Origin of the sequence: Staphylococcus sp. HMSC62B09 (assembly GCF_001839115.1) — a bacterium.
Taxonomy (GTDB): Bacteria; Bacillota; Bacilli; order Staphylococcales; family Staphylococcaceae; genus Staphylococcus; species Staphylococcus haemolyticus.
Genome location: NZ_KV840121.1, coordinates 118,198 through 136,679, shown reverse-complemented (window position 1 = coordinate 136,679; position 18,482 = coordinate 118,198). Strand labels below are relative to the sequence as shown.

At 31.9% G+C, this 18,482-nt stretch carries 22 protein-coding genes, 1 other RNA gene and 1 pseudogene; 12 read left to right on the top strand and 12 right to left on the bottom strand.

Annotation, left to right across the window (positions count from 1 at the left end):
* The first annotated feature begins 222 nt into the window (after window positions 1–222).
* Window positions 223–714 (top strand): GNAT family N-acetyltransferase, encoded by a 492-nt coding sequence (locus HMPREF3265_RS04080; protein WP_070861055.1) that lies wholly within the window; start codon window positions 223–225, stop codon window positions 712–714.
* Between the two features lie 130 nt (window positions 715–844).
* A pseudogene (locus tag HMPREF3265_RS04075) lies at window positions 845–1,461 on the top strand (LysE/ArgO family amino acid transporter).
* Between the two features lie 186 nt (window positions 1,462–1,647).
* Here the strand turns inward: HMPREF3265_RS04075 and HMPREF3265_RS04070 are convergent.
* Window positions 1,648–2,256 carry a histidine phosphatase family protein gene (locus HMPREF3265_RS04070; RefSeq protein WP_070581527.1) on the bottom strand — a complete coding sequence of 203 codons (609 nt, stop codon included), beginning with the start codon at window positions 2,254–2,256 and terminating at the stop codon, window positions 1,648–1,650.
* A gap of 227 nt (window positions 2,257–2,483) precedes the next feature.
* Here HMPREF3265_RS04070 and HMPREF3265_RS04065 point away from each other — a divergent pair, with 227 nt between their 5' ends.
* Window positions 2,484–2,726, top strand: coding sequence for a hypothetical protein (locus tag HMPREF3265_RS04065; RefSeq protein ID WP_011276324.1), 243 nt, complete (start codon window positions 2,484–2,486; stop codon window positions 2,724–2,726).
* Here the strand turns inward: HMPREF3265_RS04065 and HMPREF3265_RS04060 are convergent.
* Window positions 2,718–2,921, bottom strand: coding sequence for a sterile alpha motif-like domain-containing protein (locus HMPREF3265_RS04060; protein WP_070441713.1), 204 nt, complete (start codon window positions 2,919–2,921; stop codon window positions 2,718–2,720). The two genes, HMPREF3265_RS04065 and HMPREF3265_RS04060, sit on opposite strands and share 9 nt — an antisense overlap.
* Before the next feature lie 550 nt (window positions 2,922–3,471).
* Between HMPREF3265_RS04060 and tsaA the strand changes: the two genes are divergently transcribed.
* From tsaA to lnsA, 3 genes are all read left to right on the top strand, one after another.
* A complete protein-coding gene (gene tsaA / locus HMPREF3265_RS12840) occupies window positions 3,472–3,729 on the top strand; it encodes a type II toxin-antitoxin system antitoxin TsaA (protein ID WP_070441716.1) in 258 nt (85 codons plus the stop codon).
* 22 nt (window positions 3,730–3,751) lie between these two features.
* Window positions 3,752–3,940 (top strand): type II toxin-antitoxin system toxin TsaT, encoded by a 189-nt coding sequence (tsaT, locus tag HMPREF3265_RS04050; RefSeq protein ID WP_011276326.1) that lies wholly within the window; start codon window positions 3,752–3,754, stop codon window positions 3,938–3,940.
* 141 nt (window positions 3,941–4,081) lie between these two features.
* The gene (lnsA, locus tag HMPREF3265_RS04045; RefSeq protein ID WP_301401055.1) at window positions 4,082–4,639 is read left to right on the top strand and encodes a lipoprotein N-acylation protein LnsA; all 558 of its coding nucleotides are present in this window, start codon (window positions 4,082–4,084) and stop codon (window positions 4,637–4,639) included.
* A gap of 47 nt (window positions 4,640–4,686) precedes the next feature.
* Here the strand turns inward: lnsA and HMPREF3265_RS04040 are convergent, their stop codons facing one another.
* Window positions 4,687–4,923, bottom strand: a complete 237-nt coding sequence (locus HMPREF3265_RS04040) for a hypothetical protein (protein WP_016931008.1) — start codon at window positions 4,921–4,923, stop codon at window positions 4,687–4,689.
* 169 nt (window positions 4,924–5,092) lie between these two features.
* Between HMPREF3265_RS04040 and HMPREF3265_RS04035 the strand changes: the two genes are divergently transcribed.
* A complete protein-coding gene (locus HMPREF3265_RS04035) occupies window positions 5,093–5,839 on the top strand; it encodes a membrane lipoprotein lipid attachment site-containing protein (protein ID WP_037548899.1) in 747 nt (248 codons plus the stop codon).
* A 69-nt stretch (window positions 5,840–5,908) separates the two neighbouring features.
* On the opposite strand, the gene HMPREF3265_RS04030 is transcribed toward HMPREF3265_RS04035, so the two are convergent.
* On the bottom strand, window positions 5,909–6,523 hold the full coding sequence (locus HMPREF3265_RS04030; RefSeq protein ID WP_256323917.1) for a GNAT family N-acetyltransferase: 615 nt from the start codon (window positions 6,521–6,523) through the stop codon (window positions 5,909–5,911).
* 130 nt (window positions 6,524–6,653) lie between these two features.
* On the opposite strand from HMPREF3265_RS04030, the gene HMPREF3265_RS04025 reads away from it, so the two are divergent.
* From HMPREF3265_RS04025 to HMPREF3265_RS12555, 5 genes are all read left to right on the top strand, one after another.
* Window positions 6,654–7,400, top strand: coding sequence for a poly-gamma-glutamate hydrolase family protein (locus HMPREF3265_RS04025; protein ID WP_011276332.1), 747 nt, complete (start codon window positions 6,654–6,656; stop codon window positions 7,398–7,400).
* Between the two features lie 75 nt (window positions 7,401–7,475).
* A complete protein-coding gene (locus HMPREF3265_RS04020) occupies window positions 7,476–7,763 on the top strand; it encodes a hypothetical protein (RefSeq protein ID WP_011276333.1) in 288 nt (95 codons plus the stop codon).
* A gap of 245 nt (window positions 7,764–8,008) precedes the next feature.
* A complete protein-coding gene (locus HMPREF3265_RS04015; RefSeq protein WP_011276334.1) occupies window positions 8,009–8,233 on the top strand; it encodes a hypothetical protein in 225 nt (74 codons plus the stop codon).
* Window positions 8,234–8,360: 127 nt separating this feature from the next.
* The gene (locus tag HMPREF3265_RS04010; protein ID WP_037548880.1) at window positions 8,361–9,092 is read left to right on the top strand and encodes a hypothetical protein; all 732 of its coding nucleotides are present in this window, start codon (window positions 8,361–8,363) and stop codon (window positions 9,090–9,092) included.
* A 198-nt stretch (window positions 9,093–9,290) separates the two neighbouring features.
* On the top strand, window positions 9,291–9,467 hold the full coding sequence (locus tag HMPREF3265_RS12555) for a hypothetical protein (RefSeq protein ID WP_016931001.1): 177 nt from the start codon (window positions 9,291–9,293) through the stop codon (window positions 9,465–9,467).
* A 548-nt stretch (window positions 9,468–10,015) separates the two neighbouring features.
* Here the strand turns inward: HMPREF3265_RS12555 and ssrA are convergent.
* From ssrA to gpmI, 8 genes are all read right to left on the bottom strand, one after another.
* Window positions 10,016–10,377: a transfer-messenger RNA gene (gene ssrA / locus HMPREF3265_RS04005) on the bottom strand.
* A gap of 209 nt (window positions 10,378–10,586) precedes the next feature.
* Window positions 10,587–11,057: an SsrA-binding protein SmpB gene (gene smpB, locus HMPREF3265_RS04000; RefSeq protein ID WP_011276368.1), complete on the bottom strand. Its 471-nt coding sequence runs from the start codon at window positions 11,055–11,057 to the stop codon at window positions 10,587–10,589.
* Window positions 11,058–11,081: 24 nt separating this feature from the next.
* Entirely contained in the window at window positions 11,082–13,460 is a 2,379-nt protein-coding gene (gene rnr / locus HMPREF3265_RS03995; protein WP_037548875.1) for a ribonuclease R, read from the bottom strand.
* A gap of 42 nt (window positions 13,461–13,502) precedes the next feature.
* Window positions 13,503–14,243 carry an alpha/beta hydrolase gene (locus HMPREF3265_RS03990; protein WP_016930999.1) on the bottom strand — a complete coding sequence of 247 codons (741 nt, stop codon included), beginning with the start codon at window positions 14,241–14,243 and terminating at the stop codon, window positions 13,503–13,505.
* A gap of 223 nt (window positions 14,244–14,466) precedes the next feature.
* Window positions 14,467–14,700 carry a preprotein translocase subunit SecG gene (gene secG / locus HMPREF3265_RS03985; RefSeq protein ID WP_011276371.1) on the bottom strand — a complete coding sequence of 78 codons (234 nt, stop codon included), beginning with the start codon at window positions 14,698–14,700 and terminating at the stop codon, window positions 14,467–14,469.
* 67 nt (window positions 14,701–14,767) lie between these two features.
* Window positions 14,768–15,238 (bottom strand): hypothetical protein, encoded by a 471-nt coding sequence (locus HMPREF3265_RS03980; protein WP_016930998.1) that lies wholly within the window; start codon window positions 15,236–15,238, stop codon window positions 14,768–14,770.
* Between the two features lie 266 nt (window positions 15,239–15,504).
* Window positions 15,505–16,809: a surface-displayed alpha-enolase gene (gene eno / locus HMPREF3265_RS03975; RefSeq protein ID WP_011276373.1), complete on the bottom strand. Its 1,305-nt coding sequence runs from the start codon at window positions 16,807–16,809 to the stop codon at window positions 15,505–15,507.
* A 154-nt stretch (window positions 16,810–16,963) separates the two neighbouring features.
* A complete protein-coding gene (gene gpmI / locus HMPREF3265_RS03970) occupies window positions 16,964–18,481 on the bottom strand; it encodes a 2,3-bisphosphoglycerate-independent phosphoglycerate mutase (RefSeq protein ID WP_016930997.1) in 1,518 nt (505 codons plus the stop codon).
* Window position 18,482 lies beyond the last annotated feature (1 nt).

Sequence of the window (18,482 nt, the reverse complement as noted above, 5' to 3'; positions counted from 1 at the left end):
CACAAAAATCTTTTCACGGATTTTTGTGTCTTCTTTTTTTGTGAATTTTTTAAATTTAAGTTATTCTATAAATACAGTAAATAATTAACTTTATAAAACATTTATACATATTAAAACTCAAATAGTTTTTTATAAAATCATTTATATACCAAGTTTTTTGATTTTAACCTATTATATATATAAGTAAGAAACATTAAACTATGACAGTTATGGGAGGACATGATGACTAATATTCGTATACTAAATCAAAATGATTTAGACCATTATACTCAACTCTTATTCAGCAACACGCACACTTATTCGTGGGACAAAGCCTATTTAGAAAATCTTTCAAACGATGATCTTAAACAAATGCTATCCGATGAAGATGAATTTTGTAATATTATCGGTGCTTTTAAAGATGATAAACTCGTAGCATGTGTTACTTTGCGTCAATTAAAGCAAGTTGGAAGTTCGCACAAATCTATGATAGAGAATTTATTTTTACTTGATAAAAAAGATGAAAGTACGATTTTAAATTTAATGCAATTTGCTATAGATCACGCTAAATCTCGCAATATTGAAAAATTGATGACTTGCGTAACTTCTAATAACATTAGTGGCAAAATCTTTTTCTCATCTATAGGATTTGAAACTTTGGGTCTCGAATCGAAGTCTTCAAAAATTGGTGACGAATATTTCGATGTTCATTGGCTGTTGTATGATATCGTTTAATCCCCTATTTTAACTATACTATTAAAAATTTTTCTCCAGACATTTAATTTATAGCCACTATAATAATTGATATATTCTAAATTTTCAGATTTTGTAAAATTTAAAAATACTTAAGTCTAAGGGGATAAAATTGTTACAAGCTATTTTTCATGGAGTATTGTTAGCTATAGGCTTAATACTACCATTAGGCGCTCAAAACATATTTGTTTTTTACCAAGGCGCTAACCAAACGAAATTTAGGCGTGCACTTCCTGCTGTTATTACAGCTGGTTTATGTGATTCTTTACTCATCATACTAGCAGTGGTTGGCGTGTCCCTTATACTTATGTCATTTCCAATACTTCAAATGATTGTTTACATAATAGGATTAGTATTTCTACTTTATATGGCGTGGGCATTGTGGCATGAACAAAGTAGTGATATTGATTTGCAGGTGGCATCTCACCTGCAAATCAAATAAGCTTCGCACTTTCTGTTTCATCACTTAATCCTCATGCAATTATGGATACCATTGGCGTAATAGGTACAAGCGCTTCTGCCTATGGTGGTTCAGAAAAGGTAGCCTTCACTGTTGCGACAATTAGCGTTTCATGGCTATGGTTTATCTTTCTATCTATTGCTGGTCGTACTGTAGGTCATTTTGATAAATCAGATCATCTATTAATCTTACTAAATAAAATTTCAAGTATTATTATCTTAATTGTTGCATTAATGATACTTCAAAAAATTTATCAACTCATATTTTAAAGGTGATTTTCTAAACATTAGTAGCAGGCTAGAACTTAAAATAACTTATCATAAGTGTTTTTGGTTCTAGCCATTTATGTTTTGAAGATTTAAACAGCAAAAAACCTCTACAAGTAATTGATCTTGTAGAGAATGTTGAGTTAATATTTTATTTTTTTACTTGTGTCTATCTATATTTGCTATATTTTAATTTTCATGTTTAGTAATTTCTCCGTTTTCTGGATCAATTTTTTCAATAAACTGAAATTCATTATTTCTATATTCAAATTTTAGAATATGACAATTGCCAATAAAGTAATTAATTGCATCTGTATCTCCAATAACTTTTCTTAAAAATACGTCAATCGTAGTTCCATGACTTACAACTAAATTCGAATCACTATCTGATGTACGCATTATTTCAGTTAATGTACCTATAAAACGTTCTTCTACTTCATTTTTAGACTCTCCGTCAAACACTACTAAACGATCCCCAAAAGCATCTGTAATATCATAATTTGCATTTAATAAATCATTACTTTCGCCTTCTAAAATACCAAAATGCCATTCTTTGAGTCCCTTTAAACGGTTATAGTCTTGGTTTGGTGCGACGCATTCCAATGTATCACATGCGCGTTCAGAGCTCGATGAATATAAATTTCCAAATGAAATATTATGTTCGTTAAAATATTGACCAGCTTGTTTGGCTTGAGAGGTTCCTAAACTTGTTAAAGGAGAGTCACTTGCCCCCTGCACCTTACCTCGTAAATTAAACATTGTTTGTCCATGTCTCATTAAATAAAGTGTTTTTAACATTGTATACACCTCAAACTTAGTTTTTGTTTCAAATTACTGACATTAATTGAACGCTTTTATTTGTTATTAACCGTTCCTAAGTACAATTGTATTTTCGAGTAATAGTATACATTAATTTTTTAATTTTCAAAAACAAGAACATAGAAAAAATTTATAAAGTGGTTTGAGTCCCGTCATGGTGGGTATAAAATATTATAAGATTCACAATTCTAAAAGGAGTGTCTTTCATGAGCGACCATAATCAATATAATTATGTTAATCCAAATAAGCTCTCGTTAGATTGGGAATGTTTAATCATAAGTAAAACAGATATGTTATTAGATGGTGTTCCAAAAGAATTAATTAATTCTTGGATGGACAGAAATATTATTGAGCCTTTTTCAATAAAAGATAATGAAATTAACTTTAAAACTAAAGATGTGTGGAATGCGCTAAACACCCAAAATTGGTATTACGCTCACTCAAATTAATTTATATAGACTTATTGCTCTATTAGTACTTTCAATAAGTTGATGATCGACGTAGTTAGACATAACATACGATCTAATAGCTTTGTTATTTCGTTCATGTTTTGGAAACTCACAGTCGTTTTCAATATATTGAGCTAAACTTCCTAGAGGTGTATCATCGTTTATAAACCCAATTACAAAATCATAGAATGTCATAGTTCCCCTCCTCAGTTTAATTAATCTCTCTTAAAATATTTCATTATTAATATTGTCTAAACATATAAGATAACTCAACTTTAATATGTAATTAGCAACTTTTGCTTGTTTCTAGTATATAACTCATTGCATTAAATATACTGTTTAAGATTATTAAATCATTTACCCAATAATTAATCACTAAATTTGTTATTTATTAAGATGGTAACTTGTCGTAATTGTTACAATATGGTGAAGAAATCGAAGTTCATTTGTTTAGTTACGTAGCTTCATGCAAAAATGAAAATAAATATTAAAACATTCATCAAAAGTTATAAGGGATGTTGTGTCAGCCGCTTCATTAAGTCGGTTGGCATTTTTGTATATAAAGAAGATTAAATATAAGTTTGATATTTATTATTGCTCACTTTTACAATATTAGCAACTAAATTTTTGACAAATTCTAATATTAAGATAAAAACATACAATTACTTTGATTAACTCATTTTACCGGTATACAATAAATGATATGATTATGTAAAGTTTTACTATTTAATAAGAGGTGACACCCATGAATAATAATAAAATTTTTTGGATAAATATTTTTATTACGCTATTATTTTTGGGTTTCAATATCATTGTTACTTACAATGCAGACTTAGATGATTTCTTCTGGCTAATTCCAGGACTTACAATTAGTGGTATTACAATTGTACTAAGCTTAAGTACTGCGCTCATTTGCAAGAACCTGGTTAGCGAAGTTATTTTTCTAATCAATATTGCTATGCTTTTATACTACATTTATCCTATAGTATATACATTCTTTTAATATAAATTTAGGAGGCTTACACATGAGTTTGCATTTAACTATATTGTTATGGCTTGGTATCATTTTTGTAATAGCAGCCTCAATTATATTGGGCTTATTACTTAAATCTAAAAAAGAAGAACGTAAAGAATCCTATTTAGGTTTTACCGTAATATTTTATATTTTTGGATTTGCTTTACTCATCTACGTATTCATATTTGGTATATTATAGCGTAGAATTAAAGAACAAAATGACACTGTTATTTTTGTTCTTTTTTATTTATATCTATATGTAATATTCATTAATAACTCATCAAATATGATTTATTAATTTCTAAGGAGTATCAAAGTGAAATATTCAATTTCTCCATTTATAAAAATATTATTTGTTACACTGATAATTCTTATAACTTTTCCAACACACTTATTAGCTTATACGAGTAACTCTAATCCACTTTCATCAACTGAAGATGATTTTGATTTACAGCCAGGTGATATTATACTTACTAAGGGCCCAGTTTTATATGGTTTCTTTGGTCATTCTAGTATCGCACTTGATCACGATACCGTTTTACAAATAGAAGGCCCTGGGGACAAACCTATTACAGAGTCGTTCCATTCTTTCAAACAACGATTTGGTGAAGGCAAAGATGATTGGATTAAAATCTATCGTTGTTCTATGCCTGGAGCTGGAGAGAGAGCCGCTAAATGGGCTGAAGAACACTATAAAGATACAGATAAGACATATCTAGTCACTTTAAATCTTAAAAGTGAAAGATTTACATACTGTACTAAGATTATTTATCAAGCTTATAAATATGGCGTAAGTAAAAATTCAATTAACGAACATGGCTTACTCATCATTTCTCCATACGCGCTTGTAGATAATTTCACGAAAAATTATCAACTCAAATTAGTTAAACAATATTAAATATCCATAGTAAAAAGAGTAGCTTTGAAATAGCTACTCTTTTTTCGCTAGACAGTTTCCTTGAAATAATTTATGAAATGCTCATTTTCTTCTAATAAATCAATATAAGAAATAGAGCTAAACGGGATAATACGCGTACAATTTTTTAAAGGATAGATAATAATTTCATTTTCATAATCTAGATGAATATCATTTTCTAACACCATTTTTTTAGAACCCACTACAATCGCAATTGCTTTAAAATCATTATTATCAAAGTACTTTTTTAATAATTTTTTATCCATGTTATCTCACATCCTATTCACTTCATATTTACCATTATTTTGTAAAATAATAATGAACTTACCTTATAATTTATGTAAATATATCTTTTAAAATATTTTCAAAAATTTAAAACATTTACTAGTCATTTCGTTATAAAATAATATTATATTAAATTTAGGAGTGACTATATTGAAAAAAGTTTTATTTACATTATTATTAGGTCTTTTTATATTAACTGGTTGTAGTTTTTCGAATGAAGATAAGGAAGAAGATCATTCTAAATCTAAATCTTCCTCACATAATAAAAAAGAGAATGAAAATACTAAAAAGAAAAATGATCAACATTCTGATTCTAAGTCATCAAAATATGATGCAGAAAGCGATGATGAATCTACTGATCAAAGCAATGAAGACAGTTCTTCCAACGAACAGCAATACACTTCTAATTCGAATTCTCAGAATGCAAAGCAAATCGATATTCATAATATAACTGACCGTGCCACATTAGAAGCAGTTATTAACAGCAACAATTACTCTGAAATAGATAAAATTGCTGCATATAATAGTGCAGTTGCAAATGGTGTTATTCCACAAGGTAATGTAATGGAAGGCCCTGCAAGTGAAGCTTATGCAAGTTCACTACGCGTGGAAAGTGGTCAAGAAAAATCTGTTTATGATCAGTCTAACCAGTCTTCAGAAGAAGAAAACATAGACGATCCAAATGCAGAAATCAACGCTGCAACTAATGAGGATGAATACGTAGATGCTTTGAGAAAAAAATATAACGGCGGTTTATCTTCTGGAGAGATTCAAACTAAGCATGCAATTGAACAAGGCTATTATGATGGTGATGATGCTGAAGAAGTTTATCAAACAATACAACAACGAGAACAAGATATAGCTAACGGTAAATACGATAAATATAAGAATAATTAATAAAGTTCATTGGACTTAGAGAGAGGCAAGCTATCACATGTTAAATATGTGATGTGACTATGCCTCTCTCTATTTTACTTCTTTTCTCATTTGATATAAATAATACGGTTTTCTATTAATTTCTCCAACAATTTCAAATCCCATTTTTTGATATAGTTTCAATGCTGCATCATTATCTTGTACTACTGTTAAAGAAAGTTTACTGAAGCCTGATTCTTTAGCTTTTTGTTCAGCAAAATTTAATAATTGTTGCCCTACTCCTTTTCCCCTTGCATTAGGCATAGTCGCTAGCATACTAATATGGTATTCATCTTCATTACCCTCGTCCATCGTTACAAGTGAATAAAAGGACTTCGGATGTGAAATGATTGATAAGAAAGGTTTCAACTTATTCATTGAAATTATTTGAAGTACTGTTGGCGTCATCGCTCTATCAATCTTTTTTAAAGGATTGCACGTTATAGCCCCAAGCACTTGATTATCTTCAAGAGCTACAAATGACATATCATGACTAAAGCGATTCGCACGATTTTTCCAAAGTTGTTGTAAGTCATCAATAATTTCATTATCACTTGACTTACCTAATATAATTTTAGCCATGTCATCTATTGCCGAGTAAATTAACTGACCCCCTTCATTATGGTGAGGCTTCGCTGATTGAATTGTTATTTTCGTCACTTTCATTCCTCCTTATTTCAATTATTTACTTATTTTTCTAAATTAAACAATATTTGAGCTTATCAGTAATATAATTTATAATATAAAAGTTAAATTACACATTTTTATTATTACAATCAATATAAAGGAAGGTCATATGAGAAAAAGAAAAAACTGGTATTCTAAATTATATTATATTTTTATTTCTGTCATAATTATTACTATTATAGTTATTGCATTTATACTTTATAAAACGCGTGAAGATAAACAAAATCGTTCATTAGATTATTATTCAAATTTCGAAGAGCTAAAAGAAAACACAACAGAAGGTAAAGATTGGCGTATTAAAACGAAAAATCGTAAAGATAATCACATTCTTGTCACAGCTATACATGGCGGAGGTATTGAACCAGGTACAACTGAACTTGCACGTCGTGTAGCCAATATAGGTGAATATGATTTTTACACATTCGAAGGATTAATGCCAAAGCATAACGAACGCTTGCATATCACCTCAACTGTGTTTGATGAACCGACGCTATTAAAAATGTTAGACCACTCAGATGAGACAATATCCATTCATGGCTATTCTGGTGAAGACCCTATTGTTTACGTTGGTGGTAAGGATAAAAAATTAGCGAAATCTATCACAAAATCATTAAAAAATAAAGGATTCACCGTTCAAAAGAGTCCTAAAGGTATTGAAGCAACATCTTCATCTAACATTATTAATAGAAGTGATAATGATTCGGGCGTTCAACTTGAATTAACTACTGGTCAAAGAGCATTATTCTTTAAGGATAAACAATTAGATCAAAATATAAGAAAGAACCCTGACAATTACACACATACATTTTACAAATTCGCTAAAGCAGTTAATAAAGGCATTGAAGATGCACAGTAGTTTATTAACCCCTACGCTACGTTTTCAATCATATTTAATTTGGGTATAACGTACTATAGTGAGGGGGAACATGTCATGTTAGATTCATTAACTCAAGAACAAAAATATACGATAGCTAAATTTTATAAATTATACATGGAACGTTCTAATGAAGGGCAATCTGAAAGTGAAGCGAATTATTTTGGAGATAGTATAAAAGCACAAGATGATTATTTCTGTGATCGTGAATACGATGATTTTTTAGAGAATTGTAAAGTTCTAATCGATCATGGTTATCTTGAAGGACAACTTACAGCAGATAGAATTGATGACATTACCGTTACTAACAAAGCTTTTACCGAAATAGAGCAAAGTTTTAAATAGTTAAACTGCTGTGCCTAGGACATAAGTGAAATAATGATGCGAATTTTCAAATTCGTAGTAGCTGACTGAACTGAAAAGGTGCTTAAAATCAAGCTTTTTCAGTTGTAGTCATCCTTGCGAGTGAGGCCCAAGCAAAGAGAATTTCATTAAGAAATTCTACAAGCAAAGCAAGTTGGGAGGGGGACGATGAATTTAAAAAAATTCTATCCTACTCCCAGTTTTATTTTTACGAAAAAGGTGAATATATGACTAACTGGAAAATAAATAATCAATCACAAAGACATTTGATGATTCAAGAACATGCGAATGAAATATCTATTGTTGAACCTTATCATAATGGATCTTTCAAAATATTAGCTGAAATTAACTTAAATCAAACATCAAACGAAGCACAACTTAACGATGAAAACTTATATGTATCTGTAAGTAAAGAGCATAAAGAGATTAACATTTTCGATAAGGTGAAATAGCTTGATTAATTATACGTTTACACTACTGTTTTTAAATAGTAATTAGATGTTAACTACAAGGTAATATGTATTATATTATATGTGTAGTACAATACAATTAATGATGTAAATTTAATGGAGGTAGCGTATGGAGAAACTGTTGTTCTATACAGGCACGGTATTACTAATTATTGCGATTATATTAATCTTGTTCGCTATTGTGGCAGTATTTAAAAATAAGAATTATTTTAAATATTTTGCGATGGCTATTACGATTATTCTACTAAGTATGCTTGCTTTGGGCATTCATAAAATGATTGAAAGTAATAATCCATCTGAAAATCAAGCAACACAATCTAAAGATAAGCAATCTAAAGAGGATAAATCATCTAAAGATAAAAAGAAAAAAGACAAAAAAGATGACGACAAAGATGATAATAATGTTACTCAAGAAGAACAAAATCGTTCTGAAGAAACTTCAACTAATGAAGAATTAAATACTCAAGAACAACAAAGCTCACAACAAGAGCAACCAACAACTGAAGAATCAAATAACGAAGCACCTTCTACTCAACAAGATACTACACAAGATAATACTGTAAACAATCAAAATAATACTTCTTCTAATAATAATCAAAATGCGAATCAAGCAAACGACACAAATCAAAACTATAATCAAAGTAATAGAAATAGTAATGACAATGATGATAATAGCGGTTCAAACGGAAATATTTCTACAGAGGATAGTTCAAGTACTGATAATCAGTCTAATGAAAATCAAACACAGACATATTCAGAAAATAGCTCCGCTGAACAATCTGACAATGGCGAAGAAGCAACTGAGACTAATACAGATGAATCAAATAATAGTGCAAACTAATTAGTATAATCAATATATAAATTAATTAATACAATTACTTTTACCGGGATAATCAACTTTTCGACTTATCCCGGTATTTTTTAATTTAAATTATCAAATATTATTAACTGTTGAATTTTTAGAAAAGTGTGACATACTTATAGTAATAATATTTATATCAATTAGATATTAAATATAATTAAATAAAGGGTGACACTTATGAAGAAAGTAGCTTTTGTACTACTCTCAAGTTTTTTACTATTAGGGGCATGTGGTAACAATGATGATTCAGTAGATAATGTTAAGAAAAGTACTCACAAAAAAGACAACCCTAAGGTTCACAAAGATAAAGGCGAATCAGATCGTACAGATGGTAAAAAAATCAACGATAACTAATAGCAAAACAAGCATTTACATGCTTCTTTAATTGAAACGTAAATGCTTGTTTTTTCTATCAATATTACTGACGCAACAAATTTATTAATCCACCTTCTGTCACTTATTATAATAAATATTTAACGAATCCAAATACTTTTCTATCTAAACCATTACTTGTATAAAAAGAATGAGCATTTTTTCTTTCTTCCTTTATACCACTATTCAGGGTAAGTACTTTACATCCCAATGTACATACTAAACTCTCTCCTTTATTAAGTAAAAAATGAGCCGTAACCTTTTTTCAATAATTAGAATTAATGACAAATGCTAAAACCCTCATATATTCTCCACTTTAAAAAAAACAATATTTTACACATACCACTTAAGCCATTAATTTTATTATCTTTCAACTATAATAACAAATAATAATCATCGCGTTGATTTAAATTTTTCAGTCTATCTTTTAATTCCTATTTATTATAGAGCCATTTTTTGTATGGCAATTTTGGGGCAATACTGTGGCAACAAAAACAAAAAACCCACAACCACATGGGTTGCAGGCTATATAATGGAGACGGCGGGATTCGAACCCGCGTCCAGAGGTCCTGATACACATCTTTCTACGTGTGTAGTCTATTGATGAATTTCGCATAATAGTAAGCAACAGACAACCAGTATTATGCTAGTTTGATTAAATTTCATCTAAACAGACTTCAAACGGCAGTGTTTAGCATATCCTACTAGGGTTGAATCGCGTTAACAGCACGTAGGAGATGCTGTTAGGCGATGCAGAGTGCTATTACGCAGCTACTGCGAAATTATTGTTTGATTTGTCAGTTATATTTACTGAAATGTGTTGATGTCGGAGACAGCCCTCCGACACGCTTAATGAGCTCGAGGGACCCCTGTCGAATCCAAAAACGCCCCCGTAATAAAATTTATAAATCATTACAATACGTAGTAGTGACTGACTGAACTAAGAAAGCAATATATAAAGCAATTCTTAGTTCTAGTCATTCATACTAAAGTGAAATAACACAATCGAAAGAATCCTTCTTCACTCTCTATCTAACGTATTTCTTAATTCACAACATCAGTTATCATACCAAATAGCACCCGATTAATCAACAAACACGCTTAATAACGGTCTTTGATTGCACGATCAACATCACGTTTCATTGCTTTATCTTTTAAAGCTTGACGTTTATCATGTATTTTCTTACCACGTGCTACGCCTAATAAGACTTTACATTGACCATGTTTTAAATAAAGTTTTAATGGAATAAGTGAATAGCCAATTTCTCTCGTACGTTCCCCAAGTTTAATAATTTCCTTCTTATGAAGTAATAACTTTCTAGAACGTAAAGGGTCATGATTGAAGCGGTTACCTTCCTCATAAGGTGCAATGTGCATATTATTAATGAACATCTCGCCACGTTTAACTTGCGCATAGCTATCTTTCAAATTGGCACTACCTCGACGAATAGATTTAATCTCTGTTCCCTTTAAAGCAATACCCGCTTCAATTGTATCTTCAATATTATAATCATGTCTGGCTTTACGGTTTTCAGCTAGTGTACCGGGTGATTTCGTTTTCTTCTTAGCCATTAATCTGTGTCACCTCTTTGCTGATTATTTTTTCTTACGACGTGATTTTTTCTTCACACTTTTATCTTTATAGAATGGTTTGTGATTCGTTCTACCTTGTTTATCACGACTACGTTGGTTTTTACCTTTTCGTTGCTTACGTTTTTTCTTCTTGCCTTTATGATTATCATCTTTTGATTTATCTAAAGACTTGCCACGTGTTTTAGCTTGAATCGTTTTACCTCTCGATGGTCGTTGACTTCGATCATTTTTTGGTAATGGCATACCAACAATTTGGAAATCAATCATTCGTTCATCTACATCAACATGTGTGACTTTCACTGTAACTTGATCGCCTATACGGAATACTTTTGCTTGGCGCTCACCAATAAGTGCCATTTGGCGTTCATCAAATTGATAATAATCATCTGTCATATTTGAAATATGAACCATACCTTCAATTGTGTTAGGTAGTTCGATAAACATACCGAAATTTGCAACAGAGCTTACAATACCTTCAAATTCATCACCGATATGTTGAATCATATACTCAGCTTTTTTCAATTCATCAGTATCTCGTTCTGCTTCAATTGCACGACGTTCACGTTGAGACGTGTGCTCAGCTAATTCAGGTAATTTATCTTCCCATTTGTGTAATTCTTTGTTATTCATTGAATTATCGATAAGGTATTTTCGAATTAAACGATGAACTGTTAAGTCCGGATAACGTCTAATAGGTGATGTAAAATGTGTATAGTATTCCGCTGATAAACCGAAGTGACCTAAGTTTGTATCATCATAATGTGCTTGTTGCATTGAACGTAACATCATTGTTGAGATAACCATTTGTTCAGAGCGACCTTCAACTTCTTCTTGGATAGATTGTAATGTTGAAGGATGAATATCTTCACCCGTACCTTTAATCATAATTCCAAAGTTTGTAATAAAGTCAAAGAACTGTCTTAAACGATCTGATTTAGGTTGTTCGTGAACACGGTAAATGAAAGGAACTTCAAGTTTATTGAAATGTTCTGCCACCGTTTCGTTAGCAGCTAACATAAATGATTCAATTAAACGTTCACCTTCGCCTCGCTCACGTAAAACCACATCAGTTGGTAAGCCTTCGTTATTCACTAACACTTTAGCTTCACTTATGTCAAAGTCAATTTCACCACGACGTTTACGCATTTGGATTAAACGATTTGATAAATCTTGTGCTAAATCAAGCATTGGTGTAATTTCTTGATACTGCTTACGTACGTCAGGGTCCTTTTCAGTTATAATTTGATTAACTGCATCATATGTCATTCTGTAATTAGAATGGATTACACTATCAAAAATGTCATGATTAACCACTTCGCCTCGTTCATTGATTTCCATGCGACAACTTAGTGTTAAGCGATCGACTTCTGGGTTCAATGAACAAATACCGTTACTTAAACGGTGTGGAATCATTGGAATAACACGGTCTACTAAATAAACACTTGTCGCTCTATCGTAAGCTTCTTTATCAAGTTCTGAGTCTTCTTTAACATAGTAGCTAACATCCGCAATACTTACAGTTAATTCAGTGTGACCATTTTTTAATTTTTTTACACTAATAGCATCGTCTAAGTCTTTTGCGTCTGCACCATCAATGGTAATCGTTAACTCGTCACGCAAGTCTGTACGACCTTTAATTTCATCAAGCTTAATCTCTTCAGGAACCGCTTCGGCTTCTTTCAATACATTATCAGGGAATTCGATTTCGATACCGTGTTGATAAATGATTGATAAGATATCTACTCCTGGGTCATTTTTATGGCCTAGAATCGCAGATATATGTCCTTCAGGATTATCTGTACCATCTGCATACTTCGTAATTTGAACGAGTACTTTATGACCATCTACCGCACCAAGACTTTGACCTTTCGGTATGAAAATGTCTTGCATAATACGTTTATCATCTGGGATAACAAAACCAAAATGTTTCGCTTCACTATAGGTACCGACTACTTGAGTGACAGAATGTTTCTCGATTGATTTAACTTCGCCTTCAATTTTACCTTTATGCTCACCTTTAGAATTCTGTATTTCTACAATAACTATATCACCATCTAATGCACGATTAATCTTAGTTGGTGGAATAAAGATATCATCCATATCTTCTTGTTCAGGACGTAGGAATGCAAAGCCCTTCTTATTTTGACTTAACGTCCCTTTAATCAACTTAGAATTCGAACTTTTATGCGATTGTTTGCGTTGGTATCTATCTGTTTTAGTTCGTTCAACTAAACCTGCTTGTTCAAGTTCTACTAGCACCTTTATTAAATCTCTAAACGAGTCGGCACTATTAAGACCTAAAGCATCTTGAAAATCAGATACCGACATCGGTTCGTAATCAGGCTGCTTTATGATTTCTTCAATGGATTGCTTTAAATTCATCATGCCCCTCCTTTCTTCTTTCGTTTAATATTTTTAAATTTATTATTCAGACCAATCTAAAGATTCTAAGAAACTGTATACATCTTCGAATACTTGTTCTTTTTCTTTATCGATTGTAATGACATGTCCTGAATTTGCATACCATTTGATGTCTTTTTCATCTGAGTCGACATTCTCATATATATAATTTGCTGATTGAGGATTAATCATTTCATCATTTTCAGCTTGTACTACTAAAATTGGATCTAACACTTCATCGATTTCGTTTCTAACGTTATTTAATGTTTCGCTTAACTCTTTTAACGTTTCAGTAGGATGGAAGTCTTCCATTTCTTTATCAATCGTTGCTTGATCTTTGCCTTCATATTTTTTGAAGTTTCGTGCATATTCTAAAAAGCCTTTGTATATCGCACCTTGCGTTTTACCTTCAGCGGGTGCACACATAGTTACAATACCCTTTACAGAACGATTTAAGCTCAATTTCAATGCGAATACACCACCGAGAGATAAGCCTGCTACGGCAATTTCTTCATAGCCTTGATCCACTAAATAATCATAACCATCAAGCACATCTTTAAACCACACATGTGGGCTTGATTTTAGAATTTCTTCAGGTGATGCAGCATGCCCTTCGTATTGAGGCGCATAAGAAGTGTAACCTTTCTTCTGTAGGAATCTTCCTAATTGTCTTACGTCTGATGAATTACCTGTAAATCCATGTAGAAGCAAGACTGCTCGTTTCCCTTCCTCAAAGAAAAACGGTTGTGGTAATTTAATTTGCATTTAAAATCCCTCTTCCATCATTATCTCAAAATTATTCTTGCGTTATATTTTTAATTCAAATACAATGCTTCGTATTAATATTATATTTAACTAAGTATTCCCTTATTATCTCGGAAATATACATTATTTAAATCGGACCTTAGGTCTCCTGACTAAATATCAATGACGTCGTCCGTCACTATTCATTATAAATAAAAAAGCCCGACATTAACATCGTCGGACCTTATAAACCAAAGTAACTGATACCAATCATTATTAAAAAGAAAATGACTGCTAAAATAATTGTTAATCTATGCAAGAATAAATCGACGCCACGTTGTTTTTGTTTACCAAATAACTGTTCTGCGCCACCACTAATAGCACCTGAAAGTCCATTACTTTTACCTTCTTGGAGTAATACAACAGTGATTAATGCAATACAATCAATAATTAAGAGTACTATAAAAAGTGTATGCATGAAAATTGTCCTCCATTCATTATATACGTTCCGAATTATATCATATACTAGTCTTTATAATCAATGACTATCGATTAAAAGTACTCTTACGAATGATTGAAATAACTAGCATGTATAATGCTAATACTGTAGAGCCCACAATTACGATTATAATAGGAATAATAAACAACACTGATTTAGCTGTTATTATCGCATTTATAACCATAGTTACGTTTACTAATGTAAATAATACATTTGAAACATAGACTGCAAACATAAACCACCACAGATATTTATGTCGATTCCATAATGCAATGACACCTGCTAAATATGCCAAAATATACATAATGCCAGTATATCTAAAGCTATTTAATATATTAGCTACTGCACTATCACTTGCTTTCTGTCCTGCCTGTGATAATAGTGTCTTAGCAGTTAACGTATCTAGTGCAATAAAGTTATGGATGATCAATAAAATACATAAAATTAAAGAACTGTAGCCTATTAATTTACCTGCATTGCGTTCTCTTTGACTAGGTTGATTAAGTTGATTCTCCATCTTTATTTCTCCTTCTTTTATATACATAACTATTATATCAGTTTGTATACCTAAATTAAATCTGTTCCATGTTCGTTAAAAATCATTAGTAGGTTAGATATATGTGATAAAAGTTGCATTAATGATTTTGTCATTATGATTTTACAATTTAGTTAATCACTTACATTGTTTAATAATTTAAAAAACCTGCCACAGTCTCAACTCTGTGACAGGTAATACATAAGCGTGAACTCTATTATTGTTTTAAATAGGTTAAATTATTAGACTTATTTGTCTAAATTGTAGAATGATTTGATACCATCGAATTTAGCAGTTTCAAATAATTCATCTTCAATACGTAATAATTGATTGTATTTAGCAATACGGTCAGTTCTTGATAATGAACCAGTTTTAATTTGACCAGCATTAGTAGCTACTGCTATATCAGAGATTGTAGTATCTTCTGTTTCACCTGAACGGTGAGAAACTACTGCAGTATAGCCAGCTTTTTGAGCCATTTCGATTGCTTCGAAAGTTTCTGTTAAAGTACCAATTTGGTTAACTTTGATTAAGATTGAGTTACCAATACCTTGTTCAATACCTCTAGAAAGGATTTCAGTGTTAGTTACGAATAAATCGTCACCTACTAATTGAACTTTATCTCCAATACGATCAGTTAATTGTTTCCAACCGTCCCAATCATTTTCATCCATACCATCTTCGATAGTGATGATTGGGTATTTACCAATTAATTCTTCTAAGTAGTCAACTTGTTCAGCTGCGCTACGTTTCGCACCATGTTCACCTTCGAATTTAGTGTAATCATATACACCATTTTCGTAGAATTCAGATGAGGCACAGTCGAATCCTAAGAATACATCTTCGCCAGGTTTGTAACCTGCTTTTTCGATAGCTTTAATGATTGTTTCTACAGCATCTTCAGTACCTTCAAATTTAGGAGCGAAACCACCTTCGTCACCTACTGCTGTTTCTAAACCACGTTCACTTAAGATTGATTTTAAGTTATGGAAGATTTCAGCACCCCAACGTAATGCTTCTTTGAATGATTCTGCACCTGTTGGTAAAATCATGAATTCTTGGAATGCGATTGGTGCGTCTGAGTGAGAACCACCATTAACGATGTTCATCATAGGAACTGGTAATTGTTTACCGTTGAATCCACCTAAATATTTGTATAAAGGTTGACCTAATAAGTCTGCTGCTGCACGTGCAACTGCGATAGATACACCTAAAATAGCGTTTGCACCTAATTTACCTTTGTTAGGTGTACCGTCTAATTGAATCATCATTTTATCAATAGATACTTGATCTAATACTGAAAATTCACCTTCAACGATTTCTGGTGCAATAATTTCGTTAACATTTTCAACAGCTTTAGTAACACCTTTACCGCTATAACGTGATTTATCTCCATCACGTAATTCAACTGCTTCGTGTTCACCTGTAGAAGCACCTGATGGTACTAATGCACGACCGAAAGCACCGCTTTCAGTTAATACTTCAACTTCAACTGTTGGGTTACCACGTGAGTCTAAGACTTCGCGAGCATAAACATCTGTAATAATTGGCATGTGAAAAATCTCCTTTAATTTAGATTCTAAAGCTATTATAGCTTGATTTAATCTTTAAATAAAATATTTATATCAGATAAGGACTGAATCCCTAAAGTTTCAAATATCGTATTAGGGATTTCAATATTCTTACCATTTATAACTGGACTAATTTTTAGTGTTTAATAAGTGATTCACCAGTCATGTCTGATGGTTGATCTACATTTAATAAATCTAATAGTGTTGGTGCTAAATCTCCTAGACGACCAGTTTCACGTAATGTAACGCCTTCTTTAGTTACAATAACAGGAACCGGATTAGTCGTATGAGTAGTCATTGGTTGATCATCATCTGTTAATACTTCGTCAGAGTTACCATGGTCAGCTGTAATAATTGCATAACCATTCATGTCTAAGATTTTATCAACAACTTCACCTAAGCATTCATCCACTGCTTCAATTGCTTTGATAGTTGGTTCTAACATACCACTATGTCCAACCATATCAGGATTAGCAAAGTTTAAGATAATTAAATCTAAATCACCTTTATCTAACTCTTCTAATAACGCATCTTTAACTTCATACGCACTCATTTCTGGTTTTAAATCGTAAGTCGCTACTTTTGGTGAATCGATTAAACGACGACGCTCACCTTCAAATTCTTCATTACGTCCACCACTCATGAAGTACGTTACATGTGGATATTTTTCAGTTTCAGCAATACGTAATTGTTTTAAGTTATTATTTTGAGCAACTTCACCAATTGTATTTGTTAAATCCACTTTCTCGAAGACAACTTCAGCATCTACATTGTCATTATATTTAGTAAATGTTGCGTAGAATAAATCTTTAACTTGTTCTACTTTAAAGCCATCAAATGCTTTATTAGTAAATACTTCTGACAACTGAGCTGCTCTATCAGGGCGGAAATTGAAGAAGATAACTGCATCTCCATCATTGATGCCATTATTTTGACCTTCAACAATAAATGGCTCAACAAATTCATCTGTTAAATCATTAGCGTAGTTAGCTTCAACGCCTTCTTTTGCTGAAGCATAAGCAGGCCCTTCAAAGTTACGGATAGCATTATATGCTTTTTGTTCACGGTCCCAACGTTTATCACGGTCCATAGCGTAATAACGGCCAGAAATAGATGCGAACTCACCTACACCTAATGATTTAAATTTAGCTTCTGTGTCCTCAATGTATTTTAGTGCTGATTTTTGGTCTACGTCACGACCGTCTAAGAATGCATGTACATAAACTTTATCTAAACCTTTTTGTTTAGCAAGTTCTAACAATGCAAATAAATGTTGGTAATGACTGTGTACACCACCATCAGATAGTAATCCAAAGACATGTAATACAGAATCATGCTCATTAACATGTTGCACGGCGTTATTTAACACATCATTTTCAAAGAAATCGCCATCTGCGATTGATTTATTGATACGTGTCAAACTTTGGTAAACAATACGTCCTGCACCAATGTTCATATGACCAACTTCTGAGTTACCCATTTGGCCTTCTGGAAGACCTACGTCTAAACCACTTGCTTCAATTTGTGTAGTTGGGTATTTACTGTAATAGCGGTCAAAATTTGGTTTATGCGCTTGTTTTACAGCATTACCATGTTCACTTTCACGATTAGCGAAACCATCTAAAATGATTAAAGCTGTCGGTTGTTTAGCCATA

Bases quoted from the DNA above. Each gene is read 5' to 3' on its own strand.
- HMPREF3265_RS04070 (WP_070581527.1), bottom strand. From the start codon at position 2,256: ATGTTAAAAACACTTTATTTAATGAGACATGGACAAACAATGTTTAAT.
- rnr (WP_037548875.1), bottom strand. From the start codon at position 13,460: ATGAATTTAAAGCAATCCATTGAAGAAATCATAAAGCAGCCTGATTAC.
- HMPREF3265_RS03980 (WP_016930998.1), bottom strand. From the start codon at position 15,238: ATGGAGAATCAACTTAATCAACCTAGTCAAAGAGAACGCAATGCAGGT.
- secG (WP_011276371.1), bottom strand. From the start codon at position 14,700: ATGCATACACTTTTTATAGTACTCTTAATTATTGATTGTATTGCATTA.
- HMPREF3265_RS04025 (WP_011276332.1), top strand. From the start codon at position 6,654: ATGAGAAAAAGAAAAAACTGGTATTCTAAATTATATTATATTTTTATT.
- gpmI (WP_016930997.1), bottom strand. From the start codon at position 18,481: ATGGCTAAACAACCGACAGCTTTAATCATTTTAGATGGTTTCGCTAAT.
- HMPREF3265_RS04065 (WP_011276324.1), top strand. From the start codon at position 2,484: ATGAGCGACCATAATCAATATAATTATGTTAATCCAAATAAGCTCTCG.
- HMPREF3265_RS04020 (WP_011276333.1), top strand. From the start codon at position 7,476: ATGTTAGATTCATTAACTCAAGAACAAAAATATACGATAGCTAAATTT.
- HMPREF3265_RS04080 (WP_070861055.1), top strand. From the start codon at position 223: ATGACTAATATTCGTATACTAAATCAAAATGATTTAGACCATTATACT.
- HMPREF3265_RS04010 (WP_037548880.1), top strand. From the start codon at position 8,361: ATGGAGAAACTGTTGTTCTATACAGGCACGGTATTACTAATTATTGCG.
- HMPREF3265_RS12555 (WP_016931001.1), top strand. From the start codon at position 9,291: ATGAAGAAAGTAGCTTTTGTACTACTCTCAAGTTTTTTACTATTAGGG.
- HMPREF3265_RS04060 (WP_070441713.1), bottom strand. From the start codon at position 2,921: ATGACATTCTATGATTTTGTAATTGGGTTTATAAACGATGATACACCT.
- eno (WP_011276373.1), bottom strand. From the start codon at position 16,809: ATGCCAATTATTACAGATGTTTATGCTCGCGAAGTCTTAGACTCACGT.
- HMPREF3265_RS04040 (WP_016931008.1), bottom strand. From the start codon at position 4,923: ATGGATAAAAAATTATTAAAAAAGTACTTTGATAATAATGATTTTAAA.
- HMPREF3265_RS04015 (WP_011276334.1), top strand. From the start codon at position 8,009: ATGACTAACTGGAAAATAAATAATCAATCACAAAGACATTTGATGATT.
- tsaT (WP_011276326.1), top strand. From the start codon at position 3,752: ATGAGTTTGCATTTAACTATATTGTTATGGCTTGGTATCATTTTTGTA.
- HMPREF3265_RS04030 (WP_256323917.1), bottom strand. From the start codon at position 6,523: ATGAAAGTGACGAAAATAACAATTCAATCAGCGAAGCCTCACCATAAT.
- smpB (WP_011276368.1), bottom strand. From the start codon at position 11,057: ATGGCTAAGAAGAAAACGAAATCACCCGGTACACTAGCTGAAAACCGT.
- tsaA (WP_070441716.1), top strand. From the start codon at position 3,472: ATGAATAATAATAAAATTTTTTGGATAAATATTTTTATTACGCTATTA.
- HMPREF3265_RS03990 (WP_016930999.1), bottom strand. From the start codon at position 14,243: ATGCAAATTAAATTACCACAACCGTTTTTCTTTGAGGAAGGGAAACGA.